Origin of the sequence: Maricaulis sp., from assembly GCF_017643475.1 — a bacterium.
GTDB lineage: Bacteria > Pseudomonadota > Alphaproteobacteria > Caulobacterales > Maricaulaceae > Maricaulis.
Map to the genome: position 1 here is coordinate 1,196,798 of NZ_JAEPNI010000001.1, position 25,420 is coordinate 1,222,217.

Sequence of the window (25,420 nt, forward strand, 5' to 3'; positions counted from 1 at the left end):
TGGCGTCATTTCACGGAGAATTCATGCGATTTTCAATTTCAGCGCGAATTCAGTGGGCTGACACAAATCCCGGTTGGTGGAGGCGCGCGGCGTGACGGCCTAGGGAGAGGGGCATTGCGAGCCCCTTTCAGACGAGATCTGCCATGTCCTTTTTTCGCGTTTTGCTTTCTGCCGGTGTCGTCGCGACCCTGGCCCCGACCGCTCCGGCCATGGCTTACGGCCGTGATGGGCATCGTCTGGTCTGTGACATGGCCTATCGCTTCCTGAAGCCGCAAGCGCGCGCCGAGGTCGATCGTCTGATCGCGCTGGACCCGCAGTTTGATCACTTCCGTGATGTCTGCAGCTGGGCAGACCAGGTCCGCAGCTCCACACATCTGCGCACGGCGCCCTTCCACTATACGGGGCAGGAACGCGACGACCCGATCGTTGATGCGGAAGACTGTGCCTTCAATGGCTGCATCACCTCTGCCATCGAACTACATGCCCGCGAGCTGGTCGATGAGGACAATTCGGATGAGGAGCGCCTTGAGGCGCTGAAATTCCTTGCCCACTGGATCGGCGATATCCACCAGCCCCTGCATGTCTCCATCAATGGCGATCGTGGCGGCAATGATATCCCGGTGATCTGGCGTGGTGAGCGTCACACCAATCTCCACCGGGTCTGGGACAGCGAGATCATCCTGGACTATATGGGCGAAACCTGGCCCTGGGCGCCGGCGTCGGAACGGGTGAATTACTTTGCTGACGAGCTGGCCGCGGAAATCCCACTGACCGGTTCGGAAATCTACACCACGGTCGATCCGATCGCCTGGGCGCAGGAGAGCCACAATATCGTGCGTTCCCGCGATTTTGCCTACTACTGGGCCAATGCCGAGAACACGATTGAGCCGGGTGATGCCTACTACGAGCGCGGCCTGCGCATCTCCCGCCAACAGCTCAAGCTCGCCAGCGTTCGCCTGGCGGGCGTGCTTAACGGCCTGCTCGACAGCCCGGCTGAGGGTGTCGGCGGTTTCGAGACGGCGCTCGACTAGGGCACTATTCGACGGCGTAGATGGCGCAGACGCGCGCCGTCATGCGGTGCGGATCAAAGTCCGATGCGACTGTGAACGCTTCTGCGGCTTCGACAATATCGTCTACGCTGATTGAACCCGTCGCCAAGCTGCTGTCGGTCAGGTCGAGTTCGCTGACTGCCTCATATGCCGTGCGACGAATTCTACTGCCGGTAACAACGATGCGGTCCGACGCATCGCTTCTCAAAGCATCCTGTCCCGGAGCGCCGTAAACCTGTCCCAGGCAGGATTGCGTTCCTTCACGCAGGACCAGGAGGCTGCCGAGTTGATCCCCGCTGGTTTGTGCAACGATCTCTGCGCGGGCCTGTGCGTCAGCAACAGCGGCAGCAAAGACGGTTCGCTGCAGCTCTACTCCGGCGTCCAGGAAGAAGCGGACGCTGCCTGCTTCCGATGGCCCCAATGCGAGTGCTGCGCCGCGCAAGGTCGCGACCCCTTCAAGGTCCGAGCTTTCCACATCGACACTGGCTATCGCGACGTAACCGATGAGCGCATTTGGATGGATGTTCTCCTCCACGGCCTCTTCGAACTCGGACACCTGGATCCGAACCTGCTCATAGAACGGCTCTACATCGATGGACGTGGTAATGCGCACCGCGTCTTCACCGATCTCACGCATGGCTTCCACCGCCAAATTGGCACGAGTAATCGCAAGTGCGTTCGCTTCCGCAGCGGTGGCAGCCTGGGCCCGGTAGGAGACGCCGAACTCTGCGCGATTTGGCAGGACTTCAATGCTCGCCCGGCCGATCGCCTCGATGGATTGTTCACGTGCCCAGATCGGAGCGCTCGGGTCCGATGTGGTCTCGAACTGGCAAGCCGTGAGGCAGACGGCGGCGCCGGAAAGCGCCAGGGCGTGCGTGAACTTCATCGGATTTCCCCCTTAAACCGGACCGGCCAAGCTATGCACCCAAAAGCTGTCGCCGCAAGCTGTTACATCTTGGCAACGACTCGCGAGTGACGCGAAATTTAATACTTTTCCACGCCCCAATTGCCTTGTCCGTCAGGTGCATAAATGGTTAACATCGGGCACGAGTAAACCTTCCGCATCGCGGTAAGGGGGGGAAGTGTGTTTGAGTCGGTTTCCGAGCAAGAGCTGGTAATCGCTGCGGGTTCGTTCGCGGTGATTTCGCTGCTGTGCTGGGGATATTGGCAATATCTGACTCATGACAGACGGCAGCGCGACGCGCGTTCCCTCGAGAAACTTCGAACCTGGCTTGATCGTTCCTACGAGGAAGCCAGGCAGGGGTACAAGGACGCAAGGGCCAGGCTCGAGAAGCGCAACCGCAAGAATACGATTGTCATCGATCTGATCCATGATCTGGGCGATGAATTCGAGGGGCGCGACAGCGCCGAGCAGGAAATCACCTTCGACGAGGCTTTCAACGCCATCGCTGCCATTCGCGGCGCGAATGCCCGAACGAACATCATGATCATCCTGCATACGCTGGGCGGCTATGCCCGGCCGGCGCACATGGTCGCCCTGGCGCTGAAGAAGCACCTCAAGAAAGTCGGCAGGCACAATCCCTACAAACATCCCAAGGTCACGGTCTATGTGCCCTATGTGGCGATGTCAGGAGGTACATTCATCGCCCTGGCGGCGGATCGGATCTTCATGGATGAGACCGCGTCCCTGGGGCCGATCGATACGATTTACGGATCCTTCCCGAGCGAGGCGTATGAAGATCTGATCGCTCAGAAGGGGGTAGAACAGACCCAGGACCTTCTGGTTCTGCTGGCGCATGAAGCGTCCAAATACGACAAGTATGCGCAGGAAGTGGCGCGGGAGATCATCAACCCTGTTCACAAGCTTCCGCTCGGCAAGATGCCGGCAGACGGCCCGCGAACCGATGCAGCGCGATCGCGGGCGCTCGCTGACCATCTGACCTCGGGCGAGATGTCGCACAGCCAGGCCATATCACCGACCTCCGCGCGCGAGCTCGGGATCAATCTGTCCAGGAGCATCCCGCCGGACGTCTATAATCTGGTCGATGCGCGTATCCGCATGATCCAGACCAAGGCGAAGAGCGAAGCGGACAAGGAAGCGCGCGAGGCGGACGAGAAGAAGCCGGATACCCCGAATTCCTCCGGCGATGACGATCAGCCACCCACGGCTGGCCGTCCGGACCGCACCGACCCGATTATCCAGAAAGTGATCGACAAGACACTTGAGGGCATCGAATAGCGAACCGACGGCTTGCGCAGGGCACCCAGCTGCACCTGCGCCTTGAAACCCGCGTCATCATCGCCACCTTGCAACCAGCACAAGGGAAAGCGCCATGACAAGCAAAGCTGAACTCTATGAAGATGTCCGCAAGCAGATCGTTGCGGTGGTGACGGGGGAAACATCCCACACGGCGCGTTATGCGACCGCCTCCTGCCTCCTGCGCGAGACGTTCGGGGACCGCTACTTCTGGACGGGCTTCTACGTCGTTGATCCGGCCAAGAAGACCGAGCTGGTTGTCGGGCCCTATCAGGGCACGATGGGTTGTTTGCGCATTCCTTTCGGCAAGGGCGTCTGCGGCGCCGCCGCGGCGACGGGAAAAACCCAGCTGGTGGAAGATGTGCACGCCTATCCGGGACACATCGCCTGTGACAGCCGGTCCAATTCGGAAGTCGTGGTGCCCGTCTTTGACAGCAAGGGCGAGCTGGCGGCGGTGCTTGATGTCGACTCCACAGAGTTTGGCGCTTTCGACACCGAGGACCAGGCCGGTCTGGAAGCGATCTGCCGCGATCTGCTGACGGTCTAGTTTTCCATCACCAGTTCAAAATCGTGGCGGCCGCAGGGTTTGCCATTGACCTGCAATTCCACTGCCTGGGGACCGGGATAGTATTTTCGCGTGGTGATCGGGCGGATCGGGTGGCGTTTTTGGATAGAGACGTGTTCGCCTGGACCCAGGGTGAGGGTTTTCAGCTTGAAGACCTTGGGTGCCGTGTCGCCATTGGCCTTGCGCCAGTGGACGATGAAATCGATTGCAAGCTGCTGTTTGCGGTCTGCGGTTGACCGGATCACACCTTCGAACTCCAGCGCCTCGCCGAACTGAACGACGGGTGTCCGGATGTTGAGCGAGGAGAGCTCGATCTCGGCTTCGCCAAAACCGAGCGTTTCCAGTGCGACCGGATGGCCCTGTTTGATCAGGGTGCGTAGTGCGTGGCGGATAAGCTTTTTGCGGTGCGGTGTGGCGTTCTCCATCCATTGTGCACAAATGCCTGCTGTCGTGTCCGCATTGTCCTTGGCGATGTCGTTGAGATGATTGGCGACCGAACGACGGACATATTCGGTCGGGTCATTTTTCAGTTTTTCCAGGATCGGCAGGCTGGGGCTTGGATCCGCGATGAAGGCCGGCAATTTCATGGCCCAGGGCAGGCGAGGGCGGGTGCCTTCCGAGGCCAGTCGGCGGACATGGTAATTGTCATCATCCGCCCATTTCGTGATCGCGGCCATGGCCCTGTCCTGGTCCGCCAGGATGAGATGGCGGATACCGAACTCGGAAGAAAAGCGCTTGGTCATCTCTTTCTGGGCGTTCAGTGCCGCATCGAACGCCTCGTTACAGCGCAATCCCACCAGGTCACTCATCGGCATGACGGCCCAGCCGCGAATACCCTTGTCGTCCATGCCCACATCGGAGAGTTCGACATTGTCTTCGGGATGAAGGCTGGCCAGCATGATCTCGATTGCCCTCTCCAGATCGGAAGGCAGACAGGCATCGAGGGCAATCCTGATCTGCGCCGCTCGCTCTTTCAGCTCGAGAACATCCAGTCCCGTACTGGCCTTGTCGACAAACATCGCTTTGTCAAAGCCGGGGGAGACGCGCTTGAGATGGTTACCCATCTTTTCGATAAGCGCGGGTGAATAGAGGTTTTTCAGCGGTTCGGGCATACGGTTGTCCGGCTTGTCTTGAAGAGGGCGGCAGGTCACCATCGGCGCTCTTGATTCACAAGTGTGCCTCCTGACGGCCTTATGTCACCAGAAACCATCCAGCTCGACGGCCAGCAGGTCGATTACCAGCTCAAACGGTCATCACGCCGGACAATCGGTTTTGTGGTTTCCGAGACGGGGCTGGCGGTGACGGCGCCGCGTCACGTGCCCCGGCGCGAGGTTGAGGCAGCGCTCCATCGCAAGTCGGACTGGATCCTGAAAAAGCTGGCCAAATGGGCCGAGCGTCCTTCGGCGCCCGAGCTTGAATTTGTTGATGGCGAGCGCTTGCCCTGGCTGGGCGGGGAGCGGGAACTGCGTGTGCAGCGCGAAGGCGTTCGTACACGTGTCGTGGAGACCGGGGGTGAAATCGTGGTGCGTGTGGATCCGGAGCTTTCAGGCGAACTCCTGAAAACGACCGTGCGCAACGGGCTGGTGCGTTTCTACAAACGCGAGGGTCTGAAACTGATGCAGCCCCTGACCGAGCAGCATGCCCGTTTTTTCCGGCGCGAGGTACGCAAAGTGATTGTTCGCGAGCAGAAGTCACGCTGGGGTTCCTGCGCGTCCGATGCCACCATTCGACTCAATTGGAGGCTGATGGGCTTTCCTCACGACGTGATCAACTATGTGTGTTCTCACGAGGCGGCTCACCTGGTCCATGCCAACCATTCCCGGGCCTTCTGGGAAACAGTCGAAAAAGCCTGTCCAGACTGGCGAATCCAGCGTGAGTATCTGAAAACTAATTCTTACGTACATGTATACTTCTAACCGAAAGGTAAGATGCCGGTACAGGCACCGGTAATGCCACGACTGTCACAACCCGCATCTGACAACACGCCGTTCGGGGCGGTGTGATCAAATTCGGGATATCAATAGTGAAACTGTTCAAGAAGACGGCGGCCGTTGGCCTCGCGGCACTCCTGCTTTCGGGCACGGCCCTGGCTCAAACCAGCACCCAGGATGGTGCCGTCCTGGTCTATGCGACGACCTATTTCGACGCGTTCAATCCGATCACGGCGCTGGACATGGTCAATCAGGTTCCGGGTTTCTCCATCGATAATGGTCAGCATGTACGCGGCCTGGCGGATACGTTCGCAAACGTCCTCATCGACGGCGAACGCCAGAGCACCAAATCGGAGAGCATTCACGATATCCTCGGTCGTATCCCGGTTGGCAATATTGAACGTGTCGAGCTGGTCCGCGAAGCGGTTGCCGGTATCGACATGCGCGGCCAGACGCGCGTTGTGAATGTCGTCCTGCGTGAAGAGGAATCCAGCCGCTCCACGACGGCCTCGCTGGGCGCGATCTACTGGGCCGGTGGCGGACGCATCACGCCCAACGGATCGATTTCGACCACGTGGGAACGCGGTGACACGCGCATCACCCTGGCAGGCGGCCTGGACACCAACGGAGCACCGGTCCTGCGTGATGAATGGCTGTATGACGCAGCCGGAAACCTGATCGAGAGCCGTGACGAGCGCACCTCTCAGGATCGTTTTGCGCCGCGTGTATCCGGTTCCGTCAACACGACCTTTGACAATGGTTCCCGCCTGAACCTCTCCCTCTCAGCTAACCAGAGTGAATACAACGGCCTGGATACCTCCCGCGTGTTCGATGCGGCCGGCGCGCCGCTGCGTACGGAAATCTTCACGACGGAGTGCGAGAATACGAGCTGGGAAGGCACGCTGACGTATGAGCGTCCGCTGGGCGAAAATCTGTCCGGTCAGCTTGTCCTGCTGAACCAGCAGAGCGAATCCACCTCCGCGGATGAATTCCTGCGCGCCACCGAAACCGGCAGCCGAAACACGACTTTCTTCGACAATGATGTCGAAAGTGGTGAGCGCGCGGTTCGCGGCACTGTGACCTGGGATATGAACGATCGTCACTCCTTTGAGTTCGGTGCGGAAGGCGCGTTCAACTATCTGGAAAACAGCCTGTTGATCTCCGTCGCTGCCGGCTCCACCCAGCCGACCCAGCTGCCGGTTTCCAACACGCGTGTGGAGGAAGAGCGTGCGGAGATCTTTGCCTCCCACGTCTGGCGTCCGATGGACAGTGTGACCGTGGAGTCCGGTTTCCGTCTGGAACGTTCCACGATTTCACAGTCCGGCGATGCCTCCCGTGAGCGCAGCTTTGACTATCCCAAACCGTCGATCACGCTGACCTGGAATGCTGACGAGGACACCCAGTGGGTGTTCGGTCTGGAACGTGATGTTGGCCAGCTTTCCTTTGGCGCTTTTGCAAGCTCCATCAATCCGACGGACGATGTCGTCCTGATCGGCAATCCGGAGCTGGAACCGGAAAAGACCTGGCGCGCCACGGCCCAGTGGGAAAGGCGCTGGAATGGCGAGGGTTTCTTCCGGGTCAGCCTGACCCATGAAGAGGTCGAGGATGTGCGTGATGCGCAGCCGGTGACGGTGGTGACCGACGGCAGCGTCACGCCGCCGCTGACGACCACCTTCGATGCGCCGGGCAATATCGGCGACGGGCGGCGCACCTACATGCTGGCCGAAACGGCGATCCCGCTGGATGATTATGGTCTGGGCGACAGCCGCCTGAACCTGTCTGTCTTCCTGCGCGATACGGAAGTCACTGACCCGACCACCGGCGAAAGCCGTCGTTTCCAGGGGAATGAGGACTGGCGGTTCATGGCGAATTTCCGCCAGAACCTGACCCAGCACAACATGTCCTGGGGTTTCAGCGGCCACGTGCTCGGCGACGAGGATATGTATCGCTTTGACGAGGTCTACATCTTCAGCCGCGAGCCGCGCCTGGATCTGTGGGTTGAGACCACAGCGTTCTTCGACGCGACGGTGCGCCTGTCCTGGCAGGATCTCACACCGCAGGTTCGGGAGCGTGAACGTCGCTTCTTCTCCGATGCCCGCGATGTGGGCACGCTGGAAGCGGTCGAGTTCCGTGAACAGGATCTTGGCGGGTTCGTCGTCCTGACCGCGCGCAAGACTTTCTGACCCTCCCCCCTTGGGTCAGACGACCAGAGGCCGGTCCCCAACGGGGCCGGCCTTTTTGTCTGTGGTGACAGGGCCGTTATCGCCTGCAAACAGTCACAAACTGACATGTACCGGGCCTTCATGGCGCTGATAGCGTCAACGAACTCGATGGCAGTTGTCGAGTGTCCCGGTCGGCCTGTCAGGGTTTTTTAGCCGCTCTCCTGTGGGTCACCGGACTTGGTGCGCTGGTTCGGGTTCGAACACGGGCATGGGCTGATGGTGGGCAACTATCCCGACACCTGGGGCTGGGCCTTGAGCTCGACCAGCGCATCAAACTTCCGGCGAACGATCCAGCGCTAGATGAAGGCTTGGTAGGACAGCATTCATGTCTTCGAAGGTGCGGTATACTAGGTTGTGTCGAAGGAAAGGCGCCGAGAGCGAGCGCATTGAAATCGAGATGTCCGACAGCGCTTCAGCGCCCTATCGAATGAGAGGGTTTCGGCCCGTCGAAGCCGCGCGACCGGATCTGTGGGCGCCGGGCGTTGTCGTGTTCGATTCCGGCCCTGTACATGTCGAGACAACCCCGCCCTTGCTCAGCCTGAAATGTGTCTTTGACGGTGAGGAATTCTACGACACGGACCGGCCCTTGACGGTCCGCAGACGCGAATGGCGGGTGGCATCCGGCGCGGGCATCGTGCGCGCGGCTTCTCGGTTTTTCTCGACGCGGATGATCTGCCGGTTGGCGTCGACGCGGAGACAGACCTCACCGGCATGATGCAGCCGGCACCAGCGCTCGCGTGTCGGCTTGAGTCTGCGTTAGTGAAACTGAACGGTGATTTGGGCGTGTGTGGCGGGCAGGAAGCCGCCCGGCTTCAATCGGCTTTCCACCATCTGCGGCTGGAAGTGCATGACTATCTTGAAGAGGTGCTTGGCATTAGCGAGCGCCTGGGTCTGGCGCGGCAAGCGACTCGTGACAAGCACGCCGCGCGTTTGCTGGCCGCACGAGCGGATCTTATCCGCAATAGCGAGCAGGTCGTTTCTATCACAGAGCTGGGCGCGCGGTATGGCTATGCCCGTGCCCAGTTCAGCCGTCTGTTTGCTGCGGCTTTTGCCGAAAGTCCTCAGTCCTGTCGTGATCGCGCACGCCTGGCCTGCGCCCGCGCGTGCATCCGTGCCGGAAAGCTGAGCCTGGCCCAGATCGCAGAAAAGGCCGGGTATTGCGATTACCCGACCTTCTCCAAGGCGTATCGACGCACGCTGGGCCGTAGCCCGAGCGCGGACCGTCTGAACTAGTCTATTCCTCGCCCTTCAGGTGACGGTCGAAGAACTCCATGATGTCTGACCACATGTGAACCGACCGGTCCTCGCCGCGGACACCGTGACGCTGACCCGGATAGGTCATCATCTCGAAATCGGCGCGACGTTCCTGAAGTTCCGCGTAGAGGCGGACGGAGTTGGCGAAGATGACATTGTCATCGGCCATGCCGTGGATCAGGAAGAGCGGCGTTTCATACCCGTCCAGATGGGCGAAGACAGAAGACTGCTGATAGCCTTCGAAATTCGCGTCCGGGTGATCCATGTAGCGCTCGGTATAGGCCGTGTCATAGAGCGTCCAGTCGGTGACCGGGGCGCCGGAGACACCGGCTGCGTACTCGCCAGGGGCCTGCAGCGTGGTCATCAGCGTCATGTAGCCGCCATAGGACCAGCCCCAGATGCCTATATTGTCGGCGTCCACATAGGGCAGGCTCTTGAGGTGTTCGAGGCCCACCAGCTGATCCTCGACCTCGACGGAGCCCATGCGGCGCTGGATATGTCCCTCGAATTCACGACCGCGATTCCACGAACCGCGATTGTCGATCGAGAAATAGATGTAACCACGCTGGGCGAACAGCTGGGCACGCGTGCCCTGCCAGCCGCGCGTTACGACCTGGGCGTGGGGCCCACCATATAGATACTGGATGACCGGGTATTCGCGGTTCGGATCGAAATCTGTTGGCAGATACATCTGGTAGTGCAGCGTCGAGCCATCCGCCGCGGTCAGCGTGCCGTATTCAGGCTCTATATGCGCGTCGGCGAACTCGTAATAGGGGTGTCCCTCGACCAGGGCGTTTTCCTCGATCCAGCGAATGCGTTCGCCGTCGATGGAATACAGGCCTGTCTGCGGTGGCGTGGTCGGGTTGGAATAGCTGCCGATAAAAGCCGTCGCACTGCTGTTGAAGGAACCGCCCCAACGGCCTTCGCCTTCGGTAATCGCGGTCGGCTCGGCTGAGCCGTCAAGCGGAACCACAAAGAGGTGGCGATCCAGCGGGCTGTCCATCCAGCCAGAGAAATAGACCAAGCCGTTTTCCTGATCGACGGCGCTGATTCCGCCGACAACCCACTCACCGGAAGTGATCTGGGTGATCAGGCTGCCGTCGGCGGCGCGGTGCTGAATGTGGCGGTACCCACCGGGCGTATCTTCCGAGGTCCACAGCACACTTCCATCATCGAGCGCACGGAAATCACGGGTCAGGTTGATCCAGATATCGGTGCTCTCCATCAGCCATGTGTCTGACGTCCCCGTCGCCGGATCAACGGCGCGAATGTCCAGATTGCGCTGCATGCGGTCGAGCACCTGGACATATGCCGTGGAGCTGTCCGACGCCCAGTTTACACGAGCCAGGTAGTAGTCATTCGTATCTGCGAGTTCGACCTGGGAAAAATTCCCCGTCTCCAGGTCGAAGACGTAGAGGTCGACATTGGCATTTGCGGTGCCGGCGCGCGGATAACGTTGATCGACGACACGTGCGGAACCGTCAGTGCCGATTTCCATGCGTTCGATATTGTCGACCGGACTTTCGTCAACGCGGGCAACGGCCATGTAGCGCTCGTCAGGCGACCACCAATACCCGGTATAGCGGCTCAGCTCTTCCTGGGAGACGAATTCCGCCATGCCCCAGGAAATCAAACCGCCACCTTCACGGGTTATTGCGCGTTCTTCACCGGTTTCCAGATTGGTGATGTAGAGGTTCTGGTCGCGGATGAAGGAGACAAAATTGCCCTGCGGAGAGATGCGGGCATCGGTCTCGTACTCCGGCGTTTCCATTACACGACGCGCTTCGCCGCTTTCGATATCCACGTGGAAGACATCGCCGTCCAGCGGGACCAGAATGGCTTCGCCCTGGCTGTCCCACTGATAGCGTACGATACCGGTAGAGGAGATGCGCGCGCGTTCGCGCAGCTGGCGCTCGGCTTCGGTCAGCTCGCGTTCCTCCTCGACGAGGACACGGCTGTCGACCAGCATGTAGGGCTCGCCGCCATCCACATCCATCGCCCAAAGGTCCAGCACATTGCGGTCCTCTTCCTTGGCGCGCAGGAACGTCACCCGCGAACCGTCAGGAGAAAAGCGCAGTGAGCGCGGGCTCGGGCCGGTCAGTGATGGGCTGGCGAAGGCACGTTCAATCGACAGAGCCAGTTCCGGCGCGGCAGTTTCCTGCGGCTGGCAGGCCGCAAGCGCTGTCGTGGCCACAAGGCCAAGACCCAACAGGCGAAACTTCATTTCAGACACTCCCCAAGAATTCTTCGGCGAAGTTGTACCCAAATTGGATCCACGGGGCCAGCACTGGACTGTGGCTATGCGCAAGTATCCCCGCCATTGCCCAAAAGCGCGCACTCGGTTACACGGAGCGACCTTGAGTTTCCCCTGACAAGAAGAGACGACGCGCCCATGTCCGCCTATCAATACGTCTATCACATGGACAAGCTGTCCAAGACCTATCCTGGTGCTGCCAAGCCAGTATTCGACGGCATTTCCCTGCACTTCCTGCCTGACGCCAAGATCGGTGTTGTCGGTGTGAACGGTGCGGGTAAGTCCACCCTGCTGAAAATCATGGCCGGCATGGATACCGAGTTCAACGGTGAGGCCTGGGCCGAGAAGGGCGTGAAGGTCGGTTACCTGCCGCAGGAACCGCAGCTGGATGAAAGCAAGACCGTCTGGGAAAACGTTATTGAAGGCTCCGAGCTGAAGAAGCTTGTCGACGACTTCAATGCTGTCTCCATCAAGCTCGCCGAGGACTATACCGACGAGCTGATGGCCGAGATGACCGAGCTTCAGGAAAAGATCGATGCGGCCGATGCGTGGGACATCGACTCGAAGATCGAGATGGCGATGGACGCGCTACGCTGCCCGCCGTCTGACTGGGGTGTGAAAGACCTGTCCGGTGGTGAACGTCGTCGTGTCGCGCTGTGCCGTCTGCTGCTGTCTGAACCGCACATGCTGCTGCTTGACGAGCCGACCAACCACCTCGACGCGGAAAGCGTGCAGTGGCTTCAGCACTATCTGGAAGAGTTCAAGGGCGCCGTTCTGGTTGTGACCCACGACCGCTACTTCCTGGACACCATCACCACCTGGACGCTGGAACTCGACCGCGGCAAGGGAATTCCGTGGGAGGGCAATTACTCGGCCTGGCTGGAGCAGAAGGCCAAACGCCTAGCTCAGGAGGGCCGTGAAGCCGGTGCGCGGGACAAGGCGCTCAAGCGCGAGCTGGAATGGATCCGCTCCTCGCCGAAAGCCCGTCAGGCCAAGTCCAAGGCGCGTATCAAATCCTATGAGGAACTGCGCGACCAGGCTGAGCGCCAGGAAATCTCGACGGCCCAGATCACCATCCCGCCGGGCCCGCGCCTGGGTGGTGTCGTGGTCGAGGTCGACGACCTCAAGAAGGGTTTCGAAGACAAGCTCTTGATCGAAGGCCTGGAGTTCAAGCTCCCGCCGGGTGGCATTGTCGGTGTGATCGGTCCGAACGGTGCGGGTAAGTCCACCCTGTTCAAGATGATCACGGGCCAGGAAACCCCGGACGAGGGCACGATCCGCGTCGGCGAAACCGTCAAGCTGGGTTATGTCGACCAGTCCCGCGATGCGCTGGATGACAAGAAGACCGTCTGGGAGGAGATCTCCGGCGGCAATGACATGATTGAACTGGGTGGCAAGGAGGTTCCCTCCCGCGCCTATGTCGGTACGTTCAACTTCAAGGGCGGCGACCAGCAGAAGAAGGTCGGTCTGTTGTCCGGTGGTGAACGCAACCGTGTCCACCTCGCCAAGATGCTGCAGACCGGCGGCAATCTGCTGCTGCTCGATGAGCCGACCAACGACCTCGATGTGGAAACGCTGGCGGCGCTGGAACAGGCGCTGGAGAATTATCCCGGCTGTGCCGTGGTCATCTCGCACGACCGTTTCTTCCTCGACCGTCTGGCCACCCACATCCTCGCCTTCGAGGGCGATAGTCATGTGGAATGGTTCGAAGGCAATTTCGAGGATTATATCGAGGACAAGAAACGCCGCCTGGGCCCGGATGCGGACATGCCCAAGCGTATCAAGTTCCAGAAATTCGCGCGGTAAGGGCATGAGCGGCCTGCCGCTGGAATTGACCGACGAGCAACGCTGGGCCTTGGCGGCCTGGCGACGCCGGCACCTAGCGCGTGTCCTCACGGTTGTACCGGCTATCCTACTTTGGCTATGGTTGGGGCGGGACGGATTTGATGATTGGGCGCGGATCAATTTTCGTGGCGGAATTTCAATAGGTGAAGGCTTCTTCGCGGTATTGGTCCTACCGATTTACATACTCTGGCAGGCCCTGGCGGGGTTTCGCCTAATCCAGAGCTTTACCGACATCCGCGACGGATGTGTGGAATCGATGACGGGAGTTGCCGAGTATATCCACCGGCGAGTGCTTTGGAGTAGAGAACTCAAAGTCTGTAATAAGTATTTCGATATTCGAAACAATCGCTTGTTCGAGGTGAAGGACGGCGACACAGTCACCGTGACGTTCCTCGCCAACTCACACTTCGTCCTGGACATCAGGCCAGTTTGAAATTGAGTTCGGAGTAGCGCGCTTTTAAATCCGATCCGCCGCGTAGGGCGTCGGATCAATCGCCGGTTCCTTGTCCGCGATCATGTCGGCGAGCAGGGCGCCTGATCCCATCGCTTGCGTCCAACCCAGATGGCCGTGGCCGGTCGAAAGCCAGAGGCCCTTGGCGCGCGTCTCACCGATAAAGGGTTTGCCGTCGGCACTCATCGGGCGCAGGCCGGCCCAGGGTTTGACTTCCCCTTCCAGAACACGCGGGGCGATTTCCGGGTAGAGCCCGGACAGGAGAAGTTTGAGGTTGTCGATGCGCTCCTCGCGCAATTCCATGTCCTCACCCGCGATCTCGGCTGTGCCGGCCACGCGAAGTCGATCGCCCAGCGGCGTCACGATCGCATGCATCGCATCATCCACGACCGGCAGGCCGGGACGTTCATTGAGGCCACTCATATCCATGGTCAGGGAGTATCCCTTCACCGGCCGCACGGGCAGGTGAAGGCCCAGCGGGGTCATCAGCTTCCAGCTGGCATGCCCCGAGGCGAGCACAACGGCATCGACCTCGATCTCTTCGTCTTCGGTATAGACACCGATGATCTCGCCGGCGCGGTCCATCAGGCCCGTCACGCGGGTATTCCATTCAAAGGCGACCCCGGCCTCCTCGGCCTTGCGGGCGAGCGCGCAGGTAAACTCATGGGCGTCACCGGACTCATCCATCGGGTAGAGAACGGCACCAGCGATACGGTCCCTGATCGGCTCAAGCTGCGGTTCCAGCGCGATGGTTTCCTCGCGGGAGAGGACCTTGTATTCCAGCCCTTCCTCGCGAAGTAGTTCCGCAGCGGCAGCGGTGGCCTTTATGCGTTCTTCGCTCTGGCAGATCTTGAGTGTGCCAGCCTTGATGTTTTCGAACTGGATACCAAGCTCGTCGCGGGTCGCCTGGGTCAGGCCCAGCGAATAACGTGACAGCGCAAAATTGGCTTTTGACGCTGCCAGATGGCGCTTGTGAGTGGAGTTGCGCAGGAAACGCAGCCCCCAGCTGATTAGGCCGGGCAGAGGGGTTAGTCGTAGTTTCATCGCGGCATGCGGATCAAACAGCGACTTGATCAGGTCCCAGTGAACACCGGGTACATTCCACGGTTCGGGCTCGGACGGTGTCAGCGCGCCGGCATTGGCAAAACTGGTCTCCAGGGCCGGGCCTTCGCGGGCATCCAGAACGCTGACATTCATGCCCCGCTTGTGCAGCTCCCAGGCTGCGGCAATGCCGGCGAGGCCGGCGCCAATGACGAGCACATCCTTGCGCACTTTGGAAAGCTCCAGAATCCCGAATACATACTGGTGTTTGAACTTCGCAACGATGCGGATAAAAGCAAGACTTATTGCACACCTGAGGACAGGTTTTTCATGGACGGTCTCGTCTCCCAGCTCAAGGCCCTGGCCGAGCCCACCCGCTTGCGGGTGGTGGTCATGCTCGCGCGGGGGGAGCTGACCGTTTCCGAACTGGTCAATATCCTGGGCCAGAGCCAGCCACGGGTGAGCCGCCATCTCAAACTGCTGACGGACGCCGGTCTTGCCGAACGTCTGCCTGAAGGCGCTTACGTTTTCTATCGACTGACGGACAGTGGTGGCGGACGACGTCTGGCCGAGCTGGTCAATGACATGGTGCCGCCGGACGACCCCATCATCGCACGGGATATCTCCCGCCTCGAACGCACCAAGGAAGCGCGCGCCGAAGCCGCACAGGCCTATTTTGAAAGTGTTGCCGAGGACTGGGACCGCATCCGCAAACTCCACCTCTCCGATGACGAGGTCGAGCGCGAGATGCGCCAGTTCGCGGGCGAGGGACCGTTCAATCTGATGATTGATGTCGGTGTCGGGACCGGGCGTGTGCTGGAATTGTTCGCCGACCGCGTTCGGCGCGGTATCGGGATCGATATCAACCACTCCATGCTCAATGTCGCACGTTCCAATCTGGAAAATGCGGGGCTCAGCAATTGCTCGGTACGCCACGCCGATGTCGGTGCGCTTCCCTTCGAGGAGGGCGCGGCGGATCTGGTGACCGTGCACCAGGTGCTGCATTATCTCGATGATCCGGCGTTGGCCGTGGCGGAATGCGGCCGCGTGCTGCGTAAGGGCGGTCGTCTGCTGATCGTGGACTTTGCCCCGCACCAGCATGAAGCCCTGCGCGAGGAACAGCATCATCGCCGTCTTGGCTTCTCCGACGAAGAGATGAACGAGATCATCGAGCGAGCGGGCCTCAGCCAGGCGCAACAGATCGAGCTGCATCCGATGGACAAGGACAATCAGCTGACCATGAAGATCTGGGTCGCTGAAGCGGTTTGATCCTGACACAGGGGGAGAGATTGGGAATTCAATTGGTCACCCGCCTGGTCGCAGGTTGCGTGCTGCTGGCCGCGGCGGCTCCGGCATTATTCGCGCAGGACAGCGCAGAGGAGATCGATTTCTCCTACCCAACGGAGCTGGAAGACTGATTTCATGTCTTTGGCATGGAGTCCGGCTATTTCTTGTTCCCGGAACCGGTTGAAGTCGACGGTCGTTTCTACGACAGCATCATGTTTCAGGCGCCTCTGCCACAATGTGAGCAGTATGACGGACAGGTGATCCTCTATCACGGTTACACGGTCGAGCATCTGGCCGTTGATGAGGAGCGGTTTGTTTTCCGTGCCACCGGCGAAGACCTGCCGGACTATGAGTTTGTACTGATCCTGGACGAGGCGGGGGCAGACGCCTGGTTTGAGGGTGCCTCGCACATCGAACATCTCGGTACGGCACGGTTAACCCAGGGCGAAAATACGGTGATTACGCCCGTCTGGTTCTGGATCGGCGACTAGCCGGGCTGTTTCCGGAAACGGGTTTAGCGAGCGCGGGCGCTGACCTGTCGGCCAGCGCCCGCTGCGCGTTAGTTCGCGGTCGGGATGATCACGCGGTCCACGACATGGATTACGCCATTGCTGGTACGGATATCAGCTTGCACGACCTGGGCATTGCCGACCCGTACGCCGTCTGTAGCGTCGATCAGGACTGTAGAGCCTTCAACTGTCTCGACGGCCAGGATCTGACCGGACAACTGGTCCGAAGTGATCGCTCCGGGGACGACGTGATAAGTCAGAATGTCAACCAGCTCGTGACGGTTTTCCGGGAGCAGCAGGCGCTGAACTTCACCATGCGGCAGGCCGGCAAAGGCCGAATCCAGCGGGGCAAACACAGTGAAGGGGCCGTCGCTCTTGAGCGTGTCGACAAGGCCCGCGGCCTGGACGGCAGCGACCAAGGTATCAAACTGACCGGCATTCACGGCCGTATCAACGATATCGGCACGCATGGACGCGGTGTTTGTGTGGTTACGCTTGGTGTCGTCTCCAGCCAGGGCCGGAGCAGCAAACAGGGATGCAGCAATCGCTGCGCAAGTGACAAGACGCATGTCTTTCCTCCTGAGATCGGGTCTTTGATTGAGAGCAGGCAGAGGCCTCTGCCGCTCTCGTCCGGGGGCGTCTCATCGATGTGACGGAAAGATCTACGCAGGCGAATGGCGATCGGATGAATCCTTTCGTCGTTTTAATGATCTAGACAATTGAGCCCGCCGCCTCCGGGCGTCTCGATCTCGATCTTGTCCCCTGCCTCGATCTCGGCACTGAACAGGCCGCCAAGCGTCTCGGTCGAGCCATCGGCGCGGATACGCCGTTGATGCCCGGGCAGCGCATCGGCAGCTCCATTGAGCCCGAACGGACGTTCCTTGCGTCGTGAGGACAGCAGCGAAACGGTCATGGGTTCCAGGAACGTCACACAACGCCGACTACCGTCACCGCCCGCAACATCTCCGGGCCCGCCGGAGCCTTCGCGAAGGCGGTGGTATTCCACCCGAACCGGGAAGCGCTGTTCCAGCACTTCCGGATCGGTCATGCGTGAATTGGTCATGTGGGTGTGGATGGCGCTTTCGCCCGGGAAGGGCTGCCCGTCATGACCAATACCGGCGCCGGAACCGCCACAGATCGTTTCGTAATACTGGTGCCGATCATTGCCAAAGGTCAGATTATTCATCGTGCCCTGGCCCGCGGCGAGACGGCCCGTAGCCGCAAACAGGGCATCAACGACCAGCTGGCTGGTCTCGACATTGCCGGCGACAACGGCGGCCGGCGGTCTGGGGTTGAGCAGGCAACCTTCCGGAATGACCAGCTCGATCGGGATCAGGCAGCCTTCGTTGAGCGGAATGCTGTCGCCCACCAGACAGCGGAACACATACAAAACAGCCGCCCGGGCCACCGAGGCAGGCGCGTTGAAATTGCTCTTGCGCTGCGGCGAGGTGCCGGTGAAATCGACAACGGCGCTGCGAGCGTCCGGATCAACCGTGATGCCGACCCGGATCTCTGCCCCATCATCCAGACGAACGCAGGCCGAACCGTTCTTCAGTGCGCCGATAACCCGGCGAACCGAGCGTTCGGCATTGTCCTGGACGTGCTTCATATAGGCCGAGACGACATCAAGGCCGTTGTCGGCGATCAGGCGGTGAAGTTCCTCCGCGCCCCGGGCACAGGCCGCCAGCTGAGCCTTGAGATCGGCGATATTCTGATCCGGGTTGCGAGCAGGCCAGGTGCCGCTTTCCAGCACATCGCGCACGACCGGTTCGAGGAATTTGCCGCGGTGTACGATGCGTACATTGCGGAACTGCACGCCTTCTTCCTCGATGTTTGTCGAGAAGGGGGGCATGGAGCCGGGCGCGATGCCGCCGATATCGGCGTGGTGACCGCGTGAGGCTACGAAAAAGAGGCGCTCGCCCGTCTCGTCATCGTGGACCGGCGTGACGATGGTGATGTCGGGCAGGTGCGTTCCGCCGTCATAGGGCGCGTTCACCGCGACAGCATCGCCCGGCCCGAGATCGGGATGGGCGGCTGCGGCTGCCTGGACTGACGCCGACATCGATCCCAGATGCACCGGCATGTGCGGTGCGTTGGCGACCAGCCCTCCGCCGGCGTCAAATACGGCGCAGGAGAAATCCAGTCTTTCCTTGATGTTGACGGAGTGGGCGGTGCGTTCCAGTGCGACGCCCATCTGTTCGGCCACGCTCATGAATCGTTTGTTGAAGAGTTCCAGGCGAACCGGATCGAGCTCGGTGGAGCCGGTCATGTTGTCGACGAGCTCGGTCTGTTCCAGGATCAACATGCTGGTTCCGTCACGGCGGGCCTGCCAACCCGGTTCCAGAACAATGGTGGAATTCGCGTCCAGCAACAGGCCAGGACCCGCGATAGTGGGACCTTCGCGCAGTTGCTCAAGTGCGTGAACGGGGATGTTTCGGGTTTCGCCGTCGATGAACATCGGGACCTGCGCCTGTGCCGCTTCAGGTGCGCTCTCGTCAAAGACGTGTTGTGCGACGTGCGCGCTGGCCGGGGTGGCGGAGACCTCCACCGTGATGGACTGGACGATCAGCTCACCCTCCGGGCGGAAACCAAAGAGCCGGCTGTGCGCCTCGTCGAATTCGGACTTCATGCAGGCAAGGTCGGCGAGTTCGACGGGAAGGGCGCTGTCGGATCCGGCGATATGGATGTGCAGGAGGACGCTGCGGCGCATCTCTTCCTGGCGGATATGGGACACGGTAAGCGCGGCGCTGGCGTCGCTGACAAGGCGTTCCACCGCTTCGGCCACCGGTTCGAGCGCCTCTGACAGGGGCTGACCTATAGCCGCCTGGCGGGTCTCGACCAGATCCGCGAGGCCGATGCCCAGAGCGCTGAGCAGACTGGCGTGTGGATGCAGCAGAACGGTCTTGATGCCCAGCGCCTCAGCGACGCGGCAGGCGTGCTGGCCGCCGGCACCACCAAAGGCGGAGAGGGCATAGGCGGACGGGTTCACACCCTCGCCAATGGAGATCTGCTTGATGGCCTGGGCCATGCTCTCGACAGCGACGGCCAGGAAGCCTTCAGCGGCTGCTTCCGCACTCCCCAGCCCCATCTGGTCTGCAAGCTCGTGCAGGCGGGCCCGGCTCGCCTCGATATCAAGCGGCGCATCGCTGTCGGGTCCGAAGACATGCGGGAACCAGTCCGGCTGGATCCGTCCCAGCACGACATTGGCATCGGTCACGGCGGCGGGGCCGCCTCGACCATAGGCGGCCGGGCCGGGCATGGCGCCGGCGCTTTCCGGGCCGACCCGGGCACGTTCACCGTCGAAATGGAGGATTGAGCCGCCGCCCGCCGCGACTGTGTGTACCGCCATCATCGGGGCGCGCAAGCGCTGGTCGGCCACAACAGTGTCCTGCACCCGTTCAAAACGGTCTCCATCAAAGCGGGAGACGTCCGTTGACGTGCCGCCCATGTCAAAGCCGATCACCTTTGGATAGCCCGATGCCAGTGCCGTCTTGGCCATGCCGACCACGCCGCCAGCGGGACCGGACAGCACGGCATCACGGGCATGGAAACTGTCTGCGGCAGTCAGCCCGCCGGACGACTGCATGAAATAGAGTGGTGTACCGTCAAGGCCCTTTGCGACCCGGCCGACATAGTCAAGAAGGACCGGGGTCAGATACGCGTCCAGCACCGTCGTCGAGGCACGCGGAACAATCTTGACCAGTGGGCTGGCCACGCTGGAGCGTACAATTGTGGTGAAGCCGATGCTTTCAGCCAGTTGCGCCGCCTGGTCTTCATGTTCGGCATTGGCCCAGGCATGCATGAAACAGATGGCCACCGAGCGCATGCCATCTTCGAAGGCCTGGCGGAGTTCGGCTTCAACAGCATCAGCGGGCAGGGCGCGAAGCATCTTGCCGTTCGCATCGAGACGTTCGCTGACACCCGCAACACGATCATAGAGCGGATCCGGGCGACGCAGGTCCAGCGCAAAGATGTCCGGGCGTGTCTGGTCGCCAATGACCAGCAAGTCTTCGAAGCCAGCTGTGACAAGGAATAGTGTACGTTCACCCTTGCGTTCGAGGAGGGCGTTGGTGGCAACAGTCGTGCCCATCTTCACAGCGGAGACATCTGCTCCGGCGGCGAGGCGGCGGACGCCTTCGCTGGCAGCGTCAACATAGTCCGGGCTTTCAGACAGTAGTTTGAGTGCCGTCAATTCGCCTGCGGGAGACCGGCCCAGCACATCGGTGAAAGTGCCACCCCGGTCGATCCAGAATTCCCAGCTGCCAGACCCTGCTGTCACACGCGCTCTCCCTGTTCTCGGAGGCGAGCCTATCGAGGCGGATCAGGGGTGCAAGCGGCTTGTGCTGCATCCTGCGGAAATCCGTCGCACTTGCCCTCTGGCTTTTGAAGGGAGAGATTCCTAAATAACCTCGAGGACGGGAGAGACATGGGATTTTGGCGTAAGCTCGCAGCGCGACTTAAGGGCAAGGATTGTTTCCTGGCGTGCGACGGCTGTGATGATCCCAACGACCGCACGGTCGGTGATGCCGACTTTGCCATGGCCTTGATCGGGCTAGGCGCCAAGATGGCCAAGGCTGATGGTGTCGTCTCCCGTAGCGAGATCCGCGCGTTCTACGAAGTCTTTCGTCCGCCCCCGGAGGGCCGCGAGCCCCTGGACCGCGCTTTCGAACTGGCCATGCAGACCACGCTGGGGTTTGAAGGGTATGCGCGCCGCCTCGCACGTCGTTTCCGCTCCAATCCGGCGATGCTCGAAGATGTGATTGACGGGCTGTTCCATATCGCCAAGGCGGATGGCGCAGTGACGTCCAGCGAAGAGCGTTTCCTGGAAGATGTCGCCGGAATTTTCGGCTTCAATGCGCGCGAGTTTCGTCGCATTCGCATGGGACATCTCGGGGCGCCGGATGACGATCCCTATGTGATCCTCGGCATCGAAGCGGATATTGCCGACGCCGATTTGAAGCGCGCCTATCGAAGAATCGCCTCCCAGAACCATCCGGACCGAATGATCGCCCGAGGTGCGCCGCCGGAGGCACAACGCCTTGCAGGCGAAAAAATGGCTGTCATTAACCTCGCTTATGACCAAATTCTCAAGGAAAGAGGGTTAATTGTCGGTCTGTCCAATTGACGTCGGCGTGTTTGATGCCAACATGTCGGGCAGAGGAAAGGACGTAACGCAAAGCAATGACGAACACACAGAACTCTTCCGGACAGTTTTTCGGTAACGGCGCAGGCGGTTTCCTGCGCGATATTCTGGCGGCGGTTGTCGCGATCGCTGCGGCGGTGCTTGTGTTTGTACTCGCCATGATGCTGACCGCCGCCTTCCTGTTTGTCCTCGGCGCGGCCCTCATGGCCGCTGGCGTTTACTGGCTGTGGCGCAAGGTGAAGCGCCCGTCCGCCAAACGCGAATTTGGCGAGGATGGCGTCGAGATCCTGGTCGCAACCCGCGGCCCCAAGGGCTGGACGGTTGACGGCACCGACCCGTCCAATTCCTGATACACATCAATGTGAATGGTCGAACACGAGCACGCTGATAGCGTGGCGACAATCGTGGAGTAACGAATGCGCCGTGTTCTTCTAGTCCTCGCCATCCTGCTGCCGCTGTTGCTGGTCGGCTGTGTCAGCATGGCGCTTCCCAAAGTGTCGTCCCGCGAGGCCGGAGAGCCGGTCCAGCCCGACATTTCCACCATGGCCGCAAGCCGCGAGGTCTGGGAGGCGCAACGCCCGGAGCTGGCGCGCCTGTTCCAAAGTGAGGTTTTTGGTACCTATCCTGACCACGCTGTCACCCAGGTCCTTGATCGCCGAGTGATTGACGTCGATGCCTATCAGGGACGGGGCGTTCTGGAGGACTGGCATTTGTCGATGGCGGGTTTCGAGACCTATGTCGCGACTGTGCGCCCGAAAGGGATTGAGGGGCCGGTCCCCACCATCATCATGCAGATGTTCTGTGGCACGCGTGCGGCTCTTGGCGGCCATGAAGAGATGCGGCAAATGCCCGGTGCGCCCAATTGTGATGGGTCGGCCTGGATGACTGTGCCCATGTTGTGGATCTTCGGCGAGCATATCGCCGAGCCACCGGTGGCCGACATTCTGGATGCCGGTTACGCCGTCGCCTTTGTCTTTGCCGGTGATATCGTGCCGGACAGTTCCTCGCGTGCACCAGCGTCCCTGGAGCGTCTGATCCCAGAGGGCGATGGTGGTGCGATTGCAGCCTGGGCCTGGGTCTATTCCCGTGTCATCGATGTGCTGGATGATGCCCCGGAGTTCGATGAGGCGCGCACGGCTGTCTGGGGCCATTCGCGAAATGGCAAGTCGGCACTTCTGGTCGCGGCTTTCGACGAGCGTGTCGACCTGGTTATTGCCCACCAGGCTGGTACCGGTGGCACGACCTTGTCGCGCAGCCATAACGGCGAGAGCATCGCCCAGATCACCGATGGCTATCCGCACTGGTTTGCCCCGAACTATGCGGGGTATGCCGGCCGCGAGGACCAGCTTCCGGTCGACCAGCATCAGCTGATCGCCTTGATGGCTCCGCGTCCACTCATGATCGGAGGGGCCTGGCGGGATGCCTGGTCCGACCCAACGGGAAGTTTCCGTGCGGCCCAGGCCGCCAATCCGGTTTATGCGCTTTACGGTTCGGACGGTTTGAGCCAGGCGTCTATGGGCGATTTTGATCCGGAAGCGGATATTGCCCAATTCATGCGCCGCGGTCTGCATGGCGTACGTCCCGGTGACTGGCGCGCCTTCCTGGCATTCCTGGACGCGCATTTCGAGCCGGAGCGGCGCCCCGCTCAGTAAACGCTTGTCTCGCACGCCGACGCGCGCGAAGAAGACGTATGAAATTGCGCGATTTTCTCGCCCTGGTCGCGGTTTGCGTCGTGTGGGGCCTCAATTTTGTGGTGGCAAAGTTTTCGGTGACGGGCGCCCCGGGCTGGGTCCCGGGCTTTGAAGGCAGTCCGCCGATCTTTTTTGCCTTCCTGCGGTTCGCTCTTCTTTATGCGTTCCTGGCGCCGTGGTTGCGCCCGGGTCCGACGGATATGAAGACCATGATCGGCGTCGCCCTGTGTATGGGCGCGCTGCAGTACGTCCTGATTTTTCTCGGGCTTCAGACGGCCACACCCTCCGGGATGGCCATCGCCCTCCAGCTCGGCGTGCCGTTTGCGACCATACTTTCGGTATTCATGCTGAAGGAACAGATCGGAAAATTCCGTCTCGTCGGCATAGTCATAGCGTTTGGCGGAATCATGTTGGTCGTCGTCGATCCGCAGGGCGCCACACTGGAGCTCGGATTGATGATCGGAGTTGCAGCTGCCTTTGTCGGGGCGCTCGGCATGATCCTTGTGAAACGCATGCCACTCGATTCCATTCGCATGCAGGCCTGGATCGGCTTGATTTCCTGGCCGCCCCTCCTGGTGCTTTCACTCGTGACCGAACAGGACCAGATCTCGTCTGCGCTTTCTGGTGGATGGCCGTTTCTCGCGGCGCTCCTCTTTACCGTCGTGCTGGTCAACATATTCGGGCACGGCGTGTTCTATAATTTGCTGCAAAAATATGATGCGACGCTGATCGCGCCGTTGACCCTGATGGCACCGCTGGTCGGGGTCATTTCCGGTCTGGTGATCACGCATGATCCGGTCGGCTGGCAATTGCTGGTGGGCGGTGGTTTGACGCTGACGGGTGTGGGCATCATCGCCTTCCGCCAGAACAAGAAACTGCCTACCGCAGGTCTGGCCCGGGAGAAGACGCTGTGAGCCTGGACGTCATCGCTGCCCCGTCGCCGAATTTCAACGATCGCAAACTGCCGATCTCGCTGATCATCCTCCATTATACCGGCATGGAAACCGGCCGGGTTGCGCTGGAGCGGATGTGTGATCCGAACGCCCAGGTGTCAGCGCACTACATGGTCGAGGAAGATGGGCGCATTTTCCAGCTTGTCGCGGACGACAAACGGGCCTGGCACGCCGGCGTCAGTTATTGGCAAGGCGAGCGAGATATCAATTCTGCCTCGATTGGCGTGGAGATCGTCAACGGGGGGCATGATTTCGGTCTGCCGGAATATCCGGCGCAGCAGGTCGCGGCGGTGTGCTTGCTTGTGGACGAGCTGATGAGACGGCACGGGCTGAAGCCTCGACAGGTGATCGGCCATTCCGACATTGCCGTTGATCGCAAGCAAGATCCTGGTGAGCATTTTCCATGGACTGTGCTCGAAGGCAGAGGGCTTGCGGTGCAACTGCGCGGGGAGGCGGCAAGCGATACGCTGCTGTCGGATCTCGAACGCGCCGGTTATGATCCGGAAGCCGACCAAGAGGATGTCGTCCGCGCCTTCCAGCGCAGGCATCGGCCATTACAAGTGGACGGGCGGGTTGACGGCGAAACGTCGGCGCTTGTCGCAGCGGCTGCGGCAATATACGGCCGAAAATAACAAGGGGACGATGAATGCCTTCACCGTCCCCCCGCCACCCAGATCGGGTGGAACGTCTCATGAGTGCTCGTGACTTCACTCCCAGAGACTAGCCGGAACTCTAGAAATTCCGGATTCTTCAAACTCTTTCGGGGTGCGATATCCTCGTACACAAACGTGCACGAAACACTTCGAGCTACGCAGTGACCAACGCAGGATCCCACCGGGGTGCCGCCATCCCAGATCTTGTGCGGTCATATAATGCGAGAAACCTTGATGTCGAGTGTAGATGCAAAAACAAATTGCCGCTCATCGGGGCGGGGTAAGACGCGACAGCCAATGTCTGCATGTTTACCCGCGATGAGCGGCAATCTGATTTTCACGGCCGGAGGGCAA

At 60.6% G+C, this 25,420-nt stretch carries 22 protein-coding genes; 16 read left to right on the top strand and 6 right to left on the bottom strand.

Annotated features, from left to right (window positions below; genetic code table 11):
• The first annotated feature begins 143 nt into the window (after positions 1-143).
• Entirely contained in the window at positions 144-1,031 is an 888-nt protein-coding gene (locus JJ889_RS05735) for a S1/P1 nuclease (RefSeq protein WP_291892471.1), read from the top strand.
• 4 nt (positions 1,032-1,035) lie between these two features.
• Here JJ889_RS05735 and JJ889_RS05740 read toward each other — a convergent pair whose 3' ends face one another.
• Complete coding sequence (locus tag JJ889_RS05740) at positions 1,036-1,935, bottom strand: SIMPL domain-containing protein (protein WP_291892473.1); 900 nt, start codon at positions 1,933-1,935, stop codon at positions 1,036-1,038.
• 198 nt (positions 1,936-2,133) lie between these two features.
• Between JJ889_RS05740 and JJ889_RS05745 the strand changes: the two genes are divergently transcribed.
• Entirely contained in the window at positions 2,134-3,249 is a 1,116-nt protein-coding gene (locus JJ889_RS05745) for a hypothetical protein (RefSeq protein WP_291892475.1), read from the top strand.
• A 94-nt stretch (positions 3,250-3,343) separates the two neighbouring features.
• Positions 3,344-3,814 (top strand): GAF domain-containing protein, encoded by a 471-nt coding sequence (locus JJ889_RS05750; RefSeq protein ID WP_291892477.1) that lies wholly within the window; start codon positions 3,344-3,346, stop codon positions 3,812-3,814.
• Here JJ889_RS05750 and JJ889_RS05755 read toward each other — a convergent pair.
• Positions 3,811-4,944, bottom strand: coding sequence for a DNA alkylation repair protein (locus JJ889_RS05755; protein ID WP_291892479.1), 1,134 nt, complete (start codon positions 4,942-4,944; stop codon positions 3,811-3,813). The genes JJ889_RS05750 and JJ889_RS05755 overlap by 4 nt on opposite strands.
• An 81-nt stretch (positions 4,945-5,025) precedes the next feature.
• Between JJ889_RS05755 and JJ889_RS05760 the strand changes: the two genes are divergently transcribed.
• The 3 genes from JJ889_RS05760 (at position 5,026) to JJ889_RS05770 (ending at position 9,218) form a co-directional block, all read left to right on the top strand.
• Positions 5,026-5,748, top strand: coding sequence for a SprT family zinc-dependent metalloprotease (locus JJ889_RS05760; RefSeq protein ID WP_291892481.1), 723 nt, complete (start codon positions 5,026-5,028; stop codon positions 5,746-5,748).
• A gap of 107 nt (positions 5,749-5,855) precedes the next feature.
• The gene (locus JJ889_RS05765; RefSeq protein ID WP_291892484.1) at positions 5,856-7,946 is read left to right on the top strand and encodes a TonB-dependent siderophore receptor; all 2,091 of its coding nucleotides are present in this window, start codon (positions 5,856-5,858) and stop codon (positions 7,944-7,946) included.
• 645 nt (positions 7,947-8,591) lie between these two features.
• Positions 8,592-9,218 (top strand): helix-turn-helix transcriptional regulator, encoded by a 627-nt coding sequence (locus JJ889_RS05770; protein ID WP_291892486.1) that lies wholly within the window; start codon positions 8,592-8,594, stop codon positions 9,216-9,218.
• Position 9,219: 1 nt separating this feature from the next.
• On the opposite strand, the gene JJ889_RS05775 is transcribed toward JJ889_RS05770, so the two are convergent.
• A complete protein-coding gene (locus JJ889_RS05775; RefSeq protein ID WP_291892487.1) occupies positions 9,220-11,463 on the bottom strand; it encodes a S9 family peptidase in 2,244 nt (747 codons plus the stop codon).
• A 168-nt stretch (positions 11,464-11,631) separates the two neighbouring features.
• Between JJ889_RS05775 and ettA the strand changes: the two genes are divergently transcribed.
• Positions 11,632-13,299: an energy-dependent translational throttle protein EttA gene (gene ettA, locus JJ889_RS05780; protein WP_291892488.1), complete on the top strand. Its 1,668-nt coding sequence runs from the start codon at positions 11,632-11,634 to the stop codon at positions 13,297-13,299.
• Positions 13,300-13,303: 4 nt separating this feature from the next.
• Positions 13,304-13,771 (top strand): hypothetical protein, encoded by a 468-nt coding sequence (locus JJ889_RS05785; protein WP_291892490.1) that lies wholly within the window; start codon positions 13,304-13,306, stop codon positions 13,769-13,771.
• A 24-nt stretch (positions 13,772-13,795) separates the two neighbouring features.
• Here JJ889_RS05785 and JJ889_RS05790 read toward each other — a convergent pair whose 3' ends face one another.
• Complete coding sequence (locus JJ889_RS05790) at positions 13,796-15,061, bottom strand: D-amino acid dehydrogenase (protein WP_291892492.1); 1,266 nt, start codon at positions 15,059-15,061, stop codon at positions 13,796-13,798.
• Positions 15,062-15,160: 99 nt separating this feature from the next.
• Between JJ889_RS05790 and JJ889_RS05795 the strand changes: the two genes are divergently transcribed.
• Genes JJ889_RS05795 through JJ889_RS05805 form a run of 3 tightly spaced genes read left to right on the top strand, consistent with a single transcriptional unit; the run spans position 15,161 to position 16,608 of the window.
• Positions 15,161-16,099, top strand: a complete 939-nt coding sequence (locus JJ889_RS05795) for a metalloregulator ArsR/SmtB family transcription factor (RefSeq protein WP_291892494.1) — start codon at positions 15,161-15,163, stop codon at positions 16,097-16,099.
• 20 nt (positions 16,100-16,119) lie between these two features.
• A complete protein-coding gene (locus tag JJ889_RS05800; protein WP_291892496.1) occupies positions 16,120-16,248 on the top strand; it encodes a hypothetical protein in 129 nt (42 codons plus the stop codon).
• A 15-nt stretch (positions 16,249-16,263) separates the two neighbouring features.
• The gene (locus tag JJ889_RS05805; RefSeq protein ID WP_291892498.1) at positions 16,264-16,608 is read left to right on the top strand and encodes a hypothetical protein; all 345 of its coding nucleotides are present in this window, start codon (positions 16,264-16,266) and stop codon (positions 16,606-16,608) included.
• 68 nt (positions 16,609-16,676) lie between these two features.
• Here JJ889_RS05805 and JJ889_RS05810 read toward each other — a convergent pair whose 3' ends face one another.
• Entirely contained in the window at positions 16,677-17,096 is a 420-nt protein-coding gene (locus JJ889_RS05810) for a fasciclin domain-containing protein (protein WP_366940058.1), read from the bottom strand.
• Positions 17,097-17,329: 233 nt separating this feature from the next.
• Positions 17,330-20,905, bottom strand: coding sequence for a hydantoinase B/oxoprolinase family protein (locus JJ889_RS05815; protein WP_291892502.1), 3,576 nt, complete (start codon positions 20,903-20,905; stop codon positions 17,330-17,332).
• Between the two features lie 147 nt (positions 20,906-21,052).
• Here JJ889_RS05815 and JJ889_RS05820 point away from each other — a divergent pair, with 147 nt between their 5' ends.
• The 5 genes from JJ889_RS05820 to JJ889_RS05840 all read left to right on the top strand — a co-directional run bounded on the left by JJ889_RS05820 (position 21,053) and on the right by JJ889_RS05840 (position 25,045).
• Positions 21,053-21,751 carry a molecular chaperone DjiA gene (locus tag JJ889_RS05820; RefSeq protein WP_291892504.1) on the top strand — a complete coding sequence of 233 codons (699 nt, stop codon included), beginning with the start codon at positions 21,053-21,055 and terminating at the stop codon, positions 21,749-21,751.
• A 56-nt stretch (positions 21,752-21,807) separates the two neighbouring features.
• The gene (locus tag JJ889_RS05825) at positions 21,808-22,119 is read left to right on the top strand and encodes a hypothetical protein (protein ID WP_291892505.1); all 312 of its coding nucleotides are present in this window, start codon (positions 21,808-21,810) and stop codon (positions 22,117-22,119) included.
• Positions 22,120-22,185: 66 nt separating this feature from the next.
• The gene (locus tag JJ889_RS05830) at positions 22,186-23,421 is read left to right on the top strand and encodes a hypothetical protein (RefSeq protein ID WP_291892506.1); all 1,236 of its coding nucleotides are present in this window, start codon (positions 22,186-22,188) and stop codon (positions 23,419-23,421) included.
• Between the two features lie 38 nt (positions 23,422-23,459).
• The gene (locus tag JJ889_RS05835) at positions 23,460-24,374 is read left to right on the top strand and encodes an EamA family transporter (protein WP_291892507.1); all 915 of its coding nucleotides are present in this window, start codon (positions 23,460-23,462) and stop codon (positions 24,372-24,374) included.
• Positions 24,371-25,045, top strand: a complete 675-nt coding sequence (locus JJ889_RS05840; RefSeq protein WP_291892509.1) for an N-acetylmuramoyl-L-alanine amidase — start codon at positions 24,371-24,373, stop codon at positions 25,043-25,045. The genes JJ889_RS05835 and JJ889_RS05840 overlap by 4 nt, the downstream gene beginning before the upstream one ends.
• The last annotated feature ends 375 nt before the right edge of the window (positions 25,046-25,420 follow it).